The sequence below is a fragment of the Pseudodesulfovibrio profundus genome, assembly GCF_900217235.1.
Classification (GTDB): domain Bacteria; phylum Desulfobacterota; class Desulfovibrionia; order Desulfovibrionales; family Desulfovibrionaceae; genus Pseudodesulfovibrio; species Pseudodesulfovibrio profundus.
In genome coordinates this window covers 1,844,369-1,859,109 of record NZ_LT907975.1, presented here as the reverse complement: position 1 = coordinate 1,859,109, position 14,741 = coordinate 1,844,369, and the positions used below count along the sequence as shown (strand labels likewise).

The following is a 14,741-nucleotide window of genomic DNA, read 5'->3' as shown; positions in this document are numbered from 1 at the left end:
AGATGATTGAATGTTCATCATTGTTGCCTTTTTCTATTATTTTTTGGGGCTGTACCAGATAACTAGCCCATATGTCTTCTAACCCACTGTTTCAGTTGTTTAAACTGGCTTCGCGGATTGCTGTTATTAAAACGCCACTCGCATTCCTTTAAAAACAGAGAAAAATGCTTGGTTGGAATGCCGTTGAATTTCCTCATATGGCGTTTGGCCTGGTTCCAAAAATTCTCGATTCCATTGATGTGGTTGTGGCTATCTGCAAACAGCTTCGAGTGGTTGATTCGGAAGTGTTTGAACGCTGACACATCAAGGACATTGTAGCCATACCAGCAGTCCGAGTAAACCACACTGTCTGGCTGGATTCTTTCCTGAATAATGGGAAGCAAGGTTTTACCTTTCGCATCAGGAATCACCTGTGTATAGACCTTCCCGCCCCTTTTAAGGATTCCAAAAACAGGAACCTTACCAGCCGCCCCACGTCCTCTTTTGCCCTTTCGCTTGCCACCGAAGTAGCTCTCATCGACCTCAAATTCGCCAAAATCCATCCCTTCACAGGACTCTTCTACCGCTATGATTTCCCGGAGCCGGTGAAAGTAATAGGCGGCTGTTTTGACGTTCACACCAACCAGATCGGCAGCGCAACGAGCTGTCGTGCCAGCCACAAAATGTTCGATTAAACGAAGCTGCTTGTCCTTGCTCAAACGACTTTTTCGCATTGCCATACCGATAACCCAAAGGAGTTATCTGGTACAGCCCCTATTTTTTTATCTAAGGAGACGATTACGTCGTCATAATAGTGAATATCTCTAGTATCTTCAACTTTAACGGCAAAGTTGTTTCTAAAATATTCTTTCTCCTTTTCACGCTGGGTTGGGTATCTGGAAAAACTCTTAGTTGAGACCTCTGCGCATCCCCTTTTCGCGTCCGTGCCTTGCGCTCCGCACCCAATTTGATGTTCTGACCGCACCCCAGCTTGGGCTCATTCCCGGCCTTTTCCTGCCATTTCTGGCCGAAATGCCGGATTTTGGACGCACCTCTCCCTTCAGGCTCGCGCCAGTCGAACAGCTTTTTTCAAATTGAACGCCATGGCGAGGATGTGGAACTCTCCCTCCACCTTCTCACGACCCACGTATCGGGACCGAAAGAATGCGTAGCCACGTTTGAGTGTGCCGAAGGCCCGCTCGACTATTTGCCGAATGCTGCTGATGTCACGGTTGCGGGTCTTTTCGAAGTCTGTCAGCCTGCCGCCACGAGGCGTCTTGTCCATGGTTCCGTCCTCCAAATCGCGATCAAACAGAATGTCCCGGTTCTTCCCGCTGCAATAGCCCTTGTCCGCATAAACCCGTGCGCCGGGATCAAGGCCGACGCCATTCACGAGCCGCTCGAATTCGCCCGTGTCCGAATGGTTCGCGGGAGTGATGTGACCACAGAGCAGAAACCCGTCTCGACTGTCCGTCGCGGCATGGAGCTTGTAGCCGTAATAGGCCCGATTTCTCTTGCGGAGCCAGGCCGCCTCCTCGTCATCCGAATAGCTGACCCGGCAGTCCACCGGCCCATCCTGTTCTTCGGCGTCCTCGGAACGGTCCTCAGGCATCACGTCGATAACCTTGCGCGGCCGCCGCTGCGACTCGACTACCGAGGCGTCCACCACGGCTCCCTCACGGACAAGAAGCCCTTGTCCTTCAAGCTGGCGGTTAAGCATGTCGAGCAAGGAGTCCAGCACCTTCAGGCGGATCAAACCGTTACGGAAACGGCATATGGTGGTCTCGTCCGGCACGTCGTCCTCGATGGAAAAACCGGTAAATCTGACAAAGGAGAGCCGGTCGAGCAGCGCCTGCTCCACGCCCGGATCACTCAGGTTGTACCAACGCTGCAAGAGCAGAATCTTGAACATCGCCAGAGGCGGATAGGCGGGATTGCCCACGGCGTTGGCCTTGCGCCTGATCTTCTTGCACAGAAAGGCGTTGATGGGCTGCCAGTCGATGAGTTCGTTGATCTCATCCAGAAATGTGGTCTTGGTTCTGCGGTGCCCCAGGAAGTAATCACCCAACCGAGGTCCTTTCTGCCGAATAGCCATGCCTTCCTCCTTTGGATGGAGAAATAATAGCATAATAAATCAAATAGTTAAAGAGTAAAAGTGTGGGATTTGCCGTGCAGAGGTCTCCATGTAGAAAATTGCCCGTATCAATGGACACAACGCGAAAACCCTGCTATGGAGCGAAATAAAGTCTTAAAGAGAAAGCCATTTGTTTTTTCTATCCTTCGAGATGTGTTGTTTCAGCGATAATAATTGATCACTTCTGTTGCTCAAAATATCGTTTTGTCTAATGTTTAAAAGGAGTGTTCGTATGGGTATCCGAACCAAACTTCTTGCTTCACTGCTATCAGTTGCCCTGGTGCTGATGGTTGGTGGTGCCGCAGTCATATTCTTCCAGTTTGGCAATTTGGAGCGATCATTTGTCAACATGGTCATCGAGTCCAAGGTGGATGGTGTCAGGCAATCCATTGATGCCATGTCTGATAGTGCATTGAATCAGGCAGCCCTGTTCAGTCGTGACTCTGCCGTGGTCAAAGCGTTCGAGCTGGCCAATACGGGCGACATGAATGATGCCGTAGACCCAACCCTGCAACAGGCGCGAGAGCAACTTCGGGCATCTCTTGGGCCAACGCTCAAAGGGTACAAAGAGGTTGTCGGCAGCAGCTTTCGAGCACACTTCCACTTGCCTACCGCACGGAGCCTTGTTCGCGTCTGGCGTGAAAAGCAGGCTCGTAAAAAAGGGCAGTGGGTGGATATCTCCGATGATCTTTCCAGCTTCCGCAATACCGTCATCGACGTGAATGCCACGAAGCAGCCGATCAAAGGCATCGAGCCGGGACGAGGCGGGTTCACCATTCGCGGTCTGGCGCCCATCACCGGGCCGGACGGCACGCACCTCGGTTCGGTCGAGGTGCTTATCGGGTTTGACGGAGTGCTGAAGTCTCTGGAAGCCGGTGGCGACATGGAGGCATTGCTCTATATGGATGCCGGCCTGCTCCCCATCACGACGCGCCTTCAGGACCCCACCAAGAATCCGGTGCGCGATGACAAGTACGTGCTCGTGTATGGCCAGGACAGCAGCACCACCCAGGATCTTATCGATGGTGAACTGCTGGCAAAAGGTTTCACTGATACGACGGTCACCCAGGAAGGGGATCGTGCTCTGGGTGCGTTTCCGGTCAAGGATTACCGAGGCAAGGTCATCGGGACCATTGTCATGTCCATGGATATTTCTGCTCAACAGGCCATGATCACCACGGCCATGTGGACGATCCTCGGGATCATGTTTTTGTTTATCGCCATTCCCATCGGCATCGTCCTGTGGGTGATCAATCATTCCATCATGCGCCCCATGCGGCATTGTGCCCAGATTGCCGCCAAGATTTCCCAGGGTGACCTGCGGGATATCTGCGTGGAAGAGCGCAAGGATGAAATGGGTGTGATTCTGTCTGCCATGCAGACCATGAGCGAGAAGCTTACAGGCACGCTGAGCAGTGTGCAGACGATTACGTCCGATGTGACCGAGGGGTGCGATCACCTTGCTTCGGCCAGCGATGTGTTGTCTCAGGGAGCCACGGAACAGGCAGCCGCCCTGGAGGAAGTGACGGCCAGCATGACAGAGATGTCGTCATCCATTCAGGAGGCAGCGGAAATAGCCCGTGAGACCGAAGGGATCGCCAACAAGGCGGCCGGTGATGCCGAAGTCGGTGGTCAGGCCGTTGATCGAACCCTTGAGGCCATGAAGAAGATCGCGGATGAGATTTCCATCATTGAGGACATCGCCCGCCAGACCAATCTCCTTGCGCTCAATGCAGCTATCGAAGCTGCCAGGGCCGGAGAGGCGGGTAAGGGATTTGCCGTGGTCGCTGCTGAAGTCCGCAAGCTGGCCGAACGTTCGGGTGTGGCCGCAGCAGGAATCAGCGAGCTGTCCGTATCGAGCGTAGCCCAGGCACAGGAGGCCGGTGATATGCTCAAGCAGATTGTGCCTGACATCAAGCAGACCGCCGCCCGAATTCAGGACATCTCCGCAGCAACAGCCTCCCAGAGCACGGGAGTAAAGGAAGTGACCCGCGGGTTGCAGGGGTCGGAAACGGTGGTTCAGCAGAATGCCGCCACCGCAGAGCAGGTCGCAGCCACGGCTGGCAAGCTCTCCACGCGCTCGCAGGATCTGCAGGAGCACATCAGCTTCTTCAAGATCAGCGATATGACTTGTGCCGGTGACCCGTACGATGCTGATGCACCGCCGCATGTTGTCACCGCCCGAACCAACCGCATCCCTCTTGAATCCGATCAGGATGACGGGTTCGAAAAGTTCTAGATACAGTCTGTCCATATGCGCCCCGACATCGTTTGGTGTCGGGGCGTTTCTTTTGCGGTTTCCATCCGCCAGGACCTCCTTTCCATGCTGGATTCCACGCCGGTTACCTGATAGGGAGTGAGCTATAGCCAATTCATTTTCGGAGGATGCAATGCGCGCCGTTTCTGTAGTCTTGATGCTTCTTGTTCTTATCGCCGGATGTGCCGGTAAATCTGATCAGCCGATGAATGGCGATGATCAGACCGCTGCCGGCGAAACCGTGACCGGCGAGACAGCCGATGCTGCGGTGGAGTCGAATGCGACTTCCTACGAGACCCTGTTCACTCCAGTCGGCAATCTGTACTTGCTGGATGGGTCCACCGTCGAGATCACGGACATAAAGCGTCTTGGAAATTTTCTCATATATATCAATGGTGAACTGAACGGAAGAACACCGACCGTCATGAGCATCACCCGCCAGGATGACCTGTGGAACTGGAAGGTGCTGATATTTGAAGAGGACGGATCGTTGACCATCCGTACCCGTGCCAACAAGCAGTTGCGCTTTACTGATGCCCATGTCTACCTGGGCTCGGCAGACCACCAGGAGTACACGTTCTTGCGCCGCAATCCCATCAATCTGGAACTGGAAGAAGTCAGCGTGGACAAGTCCAAGGTCAAAGCCATCGCGTTCAATAAACCGGAGGATGTGGAATAATCATGAAACAATATCATCTGGCGATCAATGTGCTGGTTTGCGCGGTCCTGCTGTCCGTATCCGCAGGGTGCGCATTTGTGGTCGGTGGCAGTGCGGTTGCTGCCGGAACCTATGTCTACATCGAGGGGCAGACCCTTGGCACCTACGAGACCGATGTGCCCAACGCCTTCCGTGCGTCTGTGGCTGCATGTGAGGAACTCGGCATCCCTGTTATCAAGGAACGGAAAGCCGAAACCGACGGAGAAGTGCAGGGGAAATACAACGGCGAACGCGTCGTGATCACCATGAAGCAGGTCACCGATACCCAGACCGAGATATCCGTTCGCGTGGGGCTGATAGGCAATGAAGCATCGGCTCGACGCATCCACGGTGTTATTCAGAATAAGCTGTAACCACCTGCTGTTAAAACATTATTTATAAAAATTGTGACACGACTCACCGTGGATTGATCCGACGTGGAGACAGAAGAGATTCCCGTACCCCTGCTTGACCTCTAGATGTTTTCTAGATATTTATGATGCATGGACCATCGCCATGCCCTGTCCGGGTGACTGTGGGTGACGATGGGTGACGATTCAAGCAAGGAGGCGCGTGTGATTCGGCTTGCTGGCAGCTCCATGCCCACGAAGGTGATCGTCCGACTCGGCGGAAAGCTTGATCTTGTCAACAGGGTCTCCCGGCCTCTGCGTCAGGTGTCCTGCATCTGGGATTCCCGGCTCAAGTCCCGCCCCCGACAGTTACGGCTGTCCACGCGAAATTCCTCCCTCAACCGTTTACGCATGAGAAATTACCATGGCAGAGACCTACACTCATAAGGATCTGGCGAAGCTTTGTTCGGTCTCCGAGACCACCATCAAGAGCTATCGTCGTAAATTTCCCGGCTTCATTCCCGTACTGACACGGGGCAAGCCCATCCGTTTCAAAAAAGAGGCGGCTGATGTCTGTCTGAAGATCAGGGACTGCTTCGAGAAAGGCATGTCCGTTCGCGAAACGGGCAAGATCCTCAAGGAACACTTCAAGGAAGACCCCAAGTCCAAACCTGTCCCCCAGTCCACTGGGCAGGCAGGCGGAGGTAGCGGTGTGGTCTCCGAGGAGTACCTTGATCAGTTCTTTTCCACGGCAGGGCAGATGATGCAGGGTATGGCCTCTCTGGCCACGGCACAGGCCAAGACCGGCCAGCGGCTGGAAAAGCTGGAGAATGCCGTCAACGCCCTTCTTGAGGCTGAAACCCGCAATGCGGAAATGTTCGGTCAGCTCATGGGCAGCATGAAAGAGGCTCCGGCAAAGCCCGCCGCAGACAAGACGCCAACACCAGAGGCGGCTCCTGCTCCTCCTAAAAGCCCCGAGAAGAGCCGTACCCGCAAGGTTGTGGTCACGGACCGGGAAGGTTCGGTAAAGTCCTATACGCTGCAAAAAGAGGAAAAAGCACCCGAATCCGCGCCCAAGCGCCCTTCCGATGCATTTCTCAACACCCCCATCGTCATTTTGAATGAGCAGGGTGAGTTCCTCGGCGTACCCGGCAGATTGCCGCTGGCAGGATTCATGGAGATACTGCTCCGCGAGGCGGACGAGGCGGCCATGGCCCATGCCAACTGGCGGCAGGTCGATGATAACTGGGTCTTCACCATGAAGGTCCCGGGCGGCGATTCTCACGAACTTTATTTCAAGTCCACGACAACGCCGAGAGGCAACCTCGTGGTTCTGCTCGATCGGCTGGATGTCAACAGCAAGCAGACGAGCGCTAACTTCCTGCAGGAGTTTTTCCGGCAGGTGAAAGACAAAATTCAGGATTCCTAAAAGAAGCGGGAAGAGGACAACCTCTTCCCGCTTTTCTTATTTTGAGATCAATTCTTCCAGAATGCGAGCGCTGGTTTCGCCGCCATCCAGGTTCAGCCCGTGGGGTGTGGGCGTCCGTTCCAGTCCGGCCGCCATGTGCTTGGCCAGCACGTCGGGTTGCAGATCATCATCAAGCAGCATTTTCACGATATCCCGCTGTTCAAGGCGCTCGGTGCGCATCCGCTGTTCGCGGTTCTGCAGGAATGGATACATCAATCCATAGGTCCCGGTGGCAAGCAGGTTCATGGTGGTGTTGTAGCCACCCAATGAAACGGAAAGGTCTGCTGCATCAAGGTAGTCCGGGAACCGCTTGGTGAATCGCTTGACTGTGATCCAGTCGCAGTCGTCGGTTATGGCTTGGTAGTTGGCAAATGCCTCGTCCGTGGCATAGGGACCGGTGAAAACGCACAACCGGTGGGGATGGCTCTCGGCCAGCAGCTTGGAGGCGCTCAGGGTGCCTTCCAGCAGGTTGGAGCCGATGTGTCCGCCACCAACGGAAAGAACGATCAGGGGAGTGTCTCCCATGTTCAACTCTTTACGCAGCGCTGCTCCTGCGCCAGGGGCCGGTTTGCGGGCCACGTAGCCGGTGTAATGTACAGAGGGGACGATGCCGTCCACGCCGGGAAATGTTTCGTCCAGTTTGACGAGCTTGGGATCAGAGTGGACCAGCACGGCGTCGAAATTGGGATTGAGCATGGCGTGAACCCGCTGCACCTGTCGCTGCATGTCGTCCTTTTCCACCAGAATATCGCGAACCGAGCAGACCGCCTTGCACGGTCCCCAGGTGTCGTACCCGACGTATTCGAGAATGGGCAGCAGCTCGAACCGGAACTTCTTGCGTCCAAAGGGGAACAGTTCCACCAGAAAAACATCTGGCCGGTATTCGCGCATGATCTCCTTGAACTGGGCAAGGCGGCGCGTCAGCACATCCTCAACATCGGTCACTCCCTCCTCAAGGGGAATGAACTCCTTGAAGTCCGGGGTCATCATCAGCCCGGGCAACTGGATGTGGGTCATGTTTGGCGGCGGATCGAATTCCACCTCAGCACCGCCTGTGACCATGATCACCTCATGGTCCTTGAGCCCCTTGACGATTTCCAGGCTGCGGAAAACATGGCCGACGCCCAGCACATGCTGGCAGTAGAAGACGATACGCATTACAGCTCCATGTTGATTTCACCAAGGGCGAGTTCGTTCTCGAAGCACTCGATCCGGTGGATGTGGTAGGGCTTGATGGGGCTTTTCTCGTGAGGCAGGAACTCCAGCCCGGACAAGGCGTAGGTCAGGCATTTGAGAACGCCGTTATGCGTGATCACCAGTACGGAGTCCTCGGGGCAGTCTTCGGAGAACTCCAGCAGAGCGTCACAGGTACGCATGAGAACTTCGTCCCGGCTTTCCCCGTTGGGCGGTTGGAATTCGAAGCCGCGTTTTTCCTGCTTCTTGACCTGATTGCGAATGTCGGCCAGCTCAGCGGCGGTCTTGCCGGTCCATTGTCCCCAATCCTGTTCCTGAAGCCCCACCGCAATATGGTGCGGGATGCCGCCCAGGTACTCGTTGATGATCTCCGCCGTCTGAACAGCACGACACAGACCGCTCGAAAGGATGCAGTCGAAATGGTTGTCGGCCAGTGATTTGCCCCACTGGTGAGCCATTTCGCGCCCCTTGTCATTCAGTTCGGTGTCGGTCTGGCCCTGTATGCGCTTGTCCTGATTCCAGTCCGTCTGTCCATGTCGCATGCAGAAAAAGGTGGTCATGATAATTTCCCTTGCAGCACGATCCGCTCCATGGTGCGTGCCATTGCTTGATAATTTATTGAGGCCGAATGGTTGCGGCGTACATATTCCATGGCTTGTCGGCCCATGGTCTGCCGCAGAACAGTATCCGATAACAGTGTGCCTACGGCTTCGGTAAATTCGTTTTTGTCCACCGGGGTAATCAGCCCGGAAACATTGTGTTGCACAACATGTGGCGCGCCTTCATCGTCCGTTGCCACAACGGGCAGGCCGCATTGCTGAGCCTCCAGATAGACCATGCCCACGGATTCCTCAAGGCCGGGGAAGGCAAAGATGTCCCCTGCACTGAAAACGCCGCCCAGGTCCGTCCGGTCAACCATGCCCAGAAAGCGAACCCGGTCACCGAGCGCTTCACGGGCTTCGGCTTCGATGGCCTGCCGCTGGGGGCCGTCACCGGCAATCACCAGTTGCAGCTCCTGCCCGCGCTCAACCTGTGCCGCACAGGATTCGATAACCCATCGAAGTCCCTCTGCCTTTACGCCGTGGCGCATCATGGCCGCGGTCATGACAACCGGTACATCGTCCACTCCCCATTCCTGACGCAGTCGTTCTCGCTCCTGTGTGTCACGGGCAAACAGTCCGTCCGGCACTCCGGGCCGAACATACGTGTAGTCGTCATCCGGCAACAGCTTGGCGCAACCGCGCATGTCGTTCATGCGGTTGCAGAAAATGTGATCCGCCATGAGCATGGCCCGCCGATTCAGCCGGTATCCCGGCCATGTGCCGAGCCGCTTGCCGCGATTGACGGCATAGGATGCCTGAAACAGAAAGTACGGCATCTCCAGTTTGGTCGTCGCCAACGGTCCGAACACATCCGGCACCTTGTAGTAGGAACCATAGGTGAGCCAGCAGTCAGCGCCTTCAGCCTGCTCGATCATTTTTCTGGCAGCCAGTCCGGCTCGCGCCCACCTGGAGGGGTGCCAATAAATCTCCTTGGCAGGATAGTGATCCAGCCGGATCATCGTATGTCCCAGGGTTTCCAGCGTCTGGTACAGGTCGCGAGCAATGGTCACGTCGCCGGAGACATTGGGGTGATCGATGGGTTTGAAGGGTGTGCAAAAGGCTATTTTCAAAGAAAAGCTCGTGGTTGGAGGTTGCTTGCCACTGTGTACCTGAAAGACCGGGTTAGGAAAAGCCGTGACATTCCCGCGCACGCTCCCATGAAATGCCACAGGATGCAACCGGCGTATGGGTGGGGATGAAACGATACAACGCCCTGTTGCGGTAAAGCGTCAGGGCGTTGTGATCTTAATGTAAATATATTGGCTGGTTAATCGTCGTCGTCCATTCCCGTCAGATCGCCGATCTCGAGGCCCAGTTCTTCTGCCTTGAGCACGCGGCGCATGATCTTGCCGGATCGGGTTTTGGGGAATTTCTTTCTGAACTCGATGGACTTGATGACAGCCACGGGCCCAAGCTCATTGCGAATGGTCTTCTTGAGATCCTTGATGAGTTCGTCATCCGGCTCGAATCCGTGATTGAGCAGCACAAATGCTTTGGCAGCCTCGCCCTTGATCTTGTCGGGAACCCCGATGACCGCGCATTCGGATACGGCGCGGTGTGCACCAAAGGCCGCTTCCAGCTCTGCCGAACCGATGCGGTGTCCGGCGATGTTGATGACATCATCGGCACGGCCCTGAATCCAGATGTAGCCGTCCTCGTCCTTGCGGGCTACGTCACCGGCATAGTAGACGCCGGGAATTTTCTCCCAGTATTCCTTGTACCGTTCCTCGTCGTTCCACAGGCCGGTCATCATGGACGGCCATGGCTTTGTTACGACCAGCAGACCGCCCTTGCCCGGAGGAACCGGGTTGCCTTCCTTGTCGACCACGTCCGCTTCCACGCCAGGGAGCGGTTTGGTGACCGATCCCGGTTTGAGCAGGCTGATGGGCAGCGGCGAGATCATAAACATGCCGGTTTCGGTCTGCCACCACGTATCAAGGACCGGACACTCGGACCGACCAATGTTCTTGTAGAGCCAGATCCACGCTTCCGGGGAAATGGGTTCGCCCACCGAACCGAGCAGGCGCAGGCTGGAGAGATCGTGGGGCTTGGGATACTGGGTGCCGAATCGCATCAGCATGCGGATCATGGTCGGGGCAGTATAGAAAATCGTGACGCCATATTTGGCGACAATGGACCAGAGCCGGTCGGCCTGCGGATAGTTGGGATGCCCTTCGTACATGACCGATGTGGTACCGGCCATGAGCGGCCCGTACACAACTGCCGAGTGGCCGGTTACCCAACCGGCGTCGGCAGTGCACCAGAAAATATCGGTCGGCTTGATGTCAAAGACCGTGGTCAGGGTGCGGTTGACGCCCACCATGTATCCGGCATGGGAATGGACAATGCCCTTGGGCTTGCCCGTGGTACCCGAGGTGTAGAGCAGGAAGAGCGGATCGTCAGCCTCCATCACTTCCGTGGGCGCTTCGTTGCGCTCCTGACGGATCAGGTCTTCATAATGGAAGTCGCGTCCATCGGTCATTTCCACGCCGATATTGCAGCGGCGAACCATGACCATGGATTCCACGCAGTCGGCACAGGCGCCCATCAGGGCTTCGTCTGCGGTTTCCTTGAGGTTGATGACCTGACCGTTGCGGTAGAAACCGTCTGCCGTGATCAGCAGCTTGGCCTGGGCGTCATTGATACGCTGGCGCAGGGCCTTGGCCGAGAAACCTGCGAAGACCACGGAGTGAATGGCGCCGATCTTGGCCGTGGCGAGCATGGCGATGACCGTTTCCGGCAGGGGCGGCATATAGACCACCACCCGGTCGCCCTTGCGGATACCCAGTGAGCGCAGGGCGTTGGCAAAGCGGTTCACTTCGCGGTAAAGTTCAAAATAGGTGTATTTGCGGGTGTCGCCGGGTTCGCCTTCCCAGATGAGTGCGAGCTTGTTCTTGTTGGCGGTTTCGATGTGACGATCAAGGGCGTTGTAGACGATGTTGCAGCGTGCGCCCACGAACCATTTGTAAAACGGTGCGTCCTTGTCATCAAAGACCTGATCCCACTTCTTGAACCAATCCAGTTCGTCGGCAGCTTCCTCCCAGTAGCCCTGGTGGTCCATGCGCGCAAACTTCCGCGCCCCTTCCAGTTCCTGGGGGTTGACGTTGGCTTCTATGACCAGCTGCGGTAGCGGGCGAAATACCCGTTCTTCCTGCAGCAGATTATCCACGGTTCCGAACTGATCCATTTTTCCTCCTCGCATCATCCAACCGGCCGGAAAGCCGGTTCAGCGAGTCTCATTGATAACAACATTTCGCCGCAACTCCCGCCATATTCGGTCAGCGGTTGCCGGGGCGGGGTAAACGGTCACAGGCCGATGATTTTTTTCAATTCAGCTATGCGGCGACGGCTGATGGGCAGCTCGATACGGGTGCGGCCCGCTGTTCGCAGCATGAAGTTGGACCCCGGCATGGAGGCGATCTCCGTAACCATGTCCAGATTCACAAGGTACTTGCGATGCACTCGGAAGAACCGGTGCGGTCCCAGCCGGTCTTCAAGGTTCTTGAGCCGGTAGGACGAGAGAAATTTCTGATTGGCCGTGTGAACATAGGAGTAATCCTCGAACGCCTCGACAAAGATGATCTGGTCGTAGGGGATGAGGATGGTCCGTCCGTCCTGGGTCACGGCGAGCTTGTCGATCTCGGGCCGACGATTGGCGGTCTGCTCCCATGCGGATTTGAGCGCTGCCAGAAATGTGTCCTGTTCCTCTTCGGGCAGGGGTAGCTTCACGGTCTGCTCGTCGTCATGATCTGCGTCGTCGGGTTCGGCAGAGTAGCTCTCCGGCGTAGGCACTTCGCGGAAGCGTTGCTTGAAATTCTGCAACCGGTCCACGGTGCGGGCCATACGCCCGGGGGCAGGCGGCCACAGAAGGTAGTCGGTGGCACCCAGTTCAAAGGCCGCATACGCCTTGTTTTCGGAATTGGAGATGAAAACCAGTGCCGGTTTGTGCTTGCGCCCTGCAAACATCTGGGCCAGCTCGATGCCTGTTGCATCGCCGGGCAGGTCGGTACCCAGAAAGAAGACGCCGTAGGGAATGGCTTCCAGCAGTTCCATGGCTTCAAAGGCTGTGACCGCTTCGCCCAGCACCTGCACAAAGGACACATCCTCCAGCGCATCACGAAGGGCGGAGCGAACCTCCGGATCGGGATGTATGAGAAGGGTCTTGAGTTTGGGCATGGCGACTCGGGTTGCGGTTCCTCGGTAGGGCCAAAGACGGAAGCTCTATTCTTTCATACTCTTAGCGGGATTTGATCTCGGGCGCAAGTTTGTCGTCGATTGTTCGGCGAATCAGGGTGGGTATGCAATGTGGCGGGAGATCAGACCACAGAGGCGAGCATATTGCCTGGCAGGGGCAATGGATTATCCGATGTGCGCAAATACGCGGCGATGCCGTTGCGGAGTTGGTATTCCGCCGGGCGGCTGGAGAAGTCCGTGGCTGTGGTTCCGGCGGTTTCGCGGTAGTGGGCGCCTTCGGCGCCGATCTTGGCGCGTAGGGTTTCCACATCACGTTCGGCTTCAAAGGCCCGGGCCTTCTGGCGCTTTTCACGAACATCGCGGGAAAGAGAAGGGTCGAGTCGGGTATCCTGGGACTGGAAATCAACACCGAACTTGCCCAGTCGGAAGCCGAACGAGGTCGTCTTCACGCTGGCCTGCGGCTCAGTGCGTGCGTCAACGCGCGGTCGTTCGACCACGGCGTTTCTGCGATATTGTTCCGATGCGTGGGAGTTGATTCTCACGCGTCCCTCCTACGATGAAGCTGCCGCCCTTTTTTGCATAAAAAAGGGTTCATCCGGCTAAAGCGTACTTCGCTTCGTGAATTCCCATGATCCTGAGCTTGAAGAACTCGGTATCCCGATATCCGTAGGCTTGTCGTTTCAGCGTCTTGATCTTGTTGTTGGTTCCCTCGATTGGGCCTGATGAGATGGGATGGTCGTAATAGGCAAGAATGCCGAAACGATACGAGGCAAGCGTCCTCGCCATGATCTGCAAAGGGCGTATCTCCGAGGCTTCGGCTCTGGCGATCCAGTCGTTGATGACTTTCTCTGCCGTCGCCTTGTTCGGCTGGGACCAGAGTTGCCGCAAATCCTCTTTCAGATAGTAGGCTGTCGCCAGAGGTTTGTTCAGCCGCAACGCTTCATCCAAGCGCTCCTTTTCATCACGGCTTTCATCCAGATTTTCGGGGTTTTTCAGAAGAATCCATCGAGTTCCTTTGACCGCTTTCCTTTCAAGTGGCGAGGTGAGTTCCCGAAAGAGCTGGCGGCGGATCTGCGTGATTTTCTCGTTCATCAGCTTGACCACATGAAACCGGTCAAACACGATAGCCGCATTCGGCAAGTTCTCCATGACAGCGCTGATGTAGCCTGCGTTCATGTCCGTCGCCACAGCCGCAATCTTGGCTTTTGTCTTCTTGAGACGTTCCCAAAACGGGGTAAGCGTTTCTCGACTTCGTCCTTCACCAACAAAGACGACTGCGCCACTTTCGAGGTCCATGACCAGCGTGAGGTACTTTTGCCCTTTACGGACGCTGATTTCGTCGATGGCGATATACTTGATCTTTCCCAGGCTGGGACTTGAGAAACGGCGAAACAGATAGCGCTTGAAGATTGATTTGATGGTGTCCCAACCGACGCCCAGCAGATCGGCAACATCCTGAATCGTCATCTTTTTTGCCAAGGCGAGAGCATATCGCTCAAAGGCTTTCGTATACCAGCGCCTGGACTCGGCGATCTGAATGTCGATCAAACGAATGACGCCGCAATTGCGACATCCTACCCGTTGGACGGGAATGACCAGCCAGACGGGCTTGAAACCGATGGGCACAGTCTGAACCCATCTTTCGGCAAAGCCGTGGCGAATGATGTTTCTGGAATGGCAGCAAGGACAACGAATCAAGTCATCCTTGGGCTGCACTTTCAGGATGATGTTGCCTGCGATGAAATCCTGCCGAACGTAGTCGTAGCCTCGCAGGCCGAACGCGTGGTAGATGAAACTCGTGGACATGGTGATTACTCCTCCCGCTGGTTGGTGATGCTTCCAACGGTTGGACGCCATGTCCTTTCA

13 protein-coding genes are annotated in these 14,741 nt (G+C 55.8%); 4 read left to right on the top strand and 9 right to left on the bottom strand.

Features of this window, described 5'->3' with window-relative positions:
* Positions 1-62 precede the first annotated feature (62 nt).
* On the bottom strand, positions 63-713 hold the full coding sequence (locus DPRO_RS08855; protein ID WP_097012874.1) for an IS1595 family transposase: 651 nt from the start codon (positions 711-713) through the stop codon (positions 63-65).
* A 326-nt stretch (positions 714-1,039) separates the two neighbouring features.
* A complete protein-coding gene (locus tag DPRO_RS08850) occupies positions 1,040-2,107 on the bottom strand; it encodes an IS5 family transposase (protein WP_097010253.1) in 1,068 nt (355 codons plus the stop codon).
* Positions 2,108-2,345: 238 nt separating this feature from the next.
* On the opposite strand from DPRO_RS08850, the gene DPRO_RS08845 reads away from it, so the two are divergent.
* The 4 genes from DPRO_RS08845 (at position 2,346) to DPRO_RS08830 (ending at position 6,846) form a co-directional block, all read left to right on the top strand.
* Positions 2,346-4,352 carry a methyl-accepting chemotaxis protein gene (locus DPRO_RS08845; RefSeq protein ID WP_097011720.1) on the top strand — a complete coding sequence of 669 codons (2,007 nt, stop codon included), beginning with the start codon at positions 2,346-2,348 and terminating at the stop codon, positions 4,350-4,352.
* A gap of 151 nt (positions 4,353-4,503) precedes the next feature.
* Positions 4,504-5,049, top strand: coding sequence for a hypothetical protein (locus DPRO_RS08840; protein ID WP_097011719.1), 546 nt, complete (start codon positions 4,504-4,506; stop codon positions 5,047-5,049).
* 2 nt (positions 5,050-5,051) lie between these two features.
* Positions 5,052-5,441: a DUF3568 family protein gene (locus DPRO_RS08835; RefSeq protein ID WP_097011718.1), complete on the top strand. Its 390-nt coding sequence runs from the start codon at positions 5,052-5,054 to the stop codon at positions 5,439-5,441.
* Between the two features lie 400 nt (positions 5,442-5,841).
* On the top strand, positions 5,842-6,846 hold the full coding sequence (locus tag DPRO_RS08830; protein WP_097011717.1) for a MerR family transcriptional regulator: 1,005 nt from the start codon (positions 5,842-5,844) through the stop codon (positions 6,844-6,846).
* A 36-nt stretch (positions 6,847-6,882) separates the two neighbouring features.
* Here the strand turns inward: DPRO_RS08830 and DPRO_RS08825 are convergent, their stop codons facing one another.
* The 7 genes from DPRO_RS08825 to DPRO_RS08795 form a co-directional block, all read right to left on the bottom strand.
* A complete protein-coding gene (locus tag DPRO_RS08825) occupies positions 6,883-8,043 on the bottom strand; it encodes a glycosyltransferase family protein (RefSeq protein WP_097011716.1) in 1,161 nt (386 codons plus the stop codon).
* Positions 8,043-8,639: a histidine phosphatase family protein gene (locus DPRO_RS08820; RefSeq protein WP_097011715.1), complete on the bottom strand. Its 597-nt coding sequence runs from the start codon at positions 8,637-8,639 to the stop codon at positions 8,043-8,045. Before DPRO_RS08820 ends, DPRO_RS08825 begins: the two co-directional genes overlap by 1 nt.
* Positions 8,636-9,751, bottom strand: a complete 1,116-nt coding sequence (locus DPRO_RS08815; RefSeq protein ID WP_097011714.1) for a glycosyltransferase family 4 protein — start codon at positions 9,749-9,751, stop codon at positions 8,636-8,638. The genes DPRO_RS08820 and DPRO_RS08815 overlap by 4 nt, the downstream gene beginning before the upstream one ends.
* A gap of 197 nt (positions 9,752-9,948) precedes the next feature.
* Positions 9,949-11,868, bottom strand: coding sequence for an acetate--CoA ligase (acs, locus tag DPRO_RS08810; protein WP_097011713.1), 1,920 nt, complete (start codon positions 11,866-11,868; stop codon positions 9,949-9,951).
* A gap of 119 nt (positions 11,869-11,987) precedes the next feature.
* A complete protein-coding gene (locus tag DPRO_RS08805; RefSeq protein WP_097011712.1) occupies positions 11,988-12,857 on the bottom strand; it encodes a LytR/AlgR family response regulator transcription factor in 870 nt (289 codons plus the stop codon).
* 140 nt (positions 12,858-12,997) lie between these two features.
* Positions 12,998-13,417, bottom strand: a complete 420-nt coding sequence (locus tag DPRO_RS08800; protein ID WP_097011711.1) for a hypothetical protein — start codon at positions 13,415-13,417, stop codon at positions 12,998-13,000.
* 49 nt (positions 13,418-13,466) lie between these two features.
* Positions 13,467-14,681, bottom strand: coding sequence for an ISL3 family transposase (locus DPRO_RS08795; protein WP_097010316.1), 1,215 nt, complete (start codon positions 14,679-14,681; stop codon positions 13,467-13,469).
* Positions 14,682-14,741: the final 60 nt, after the last annotated feature.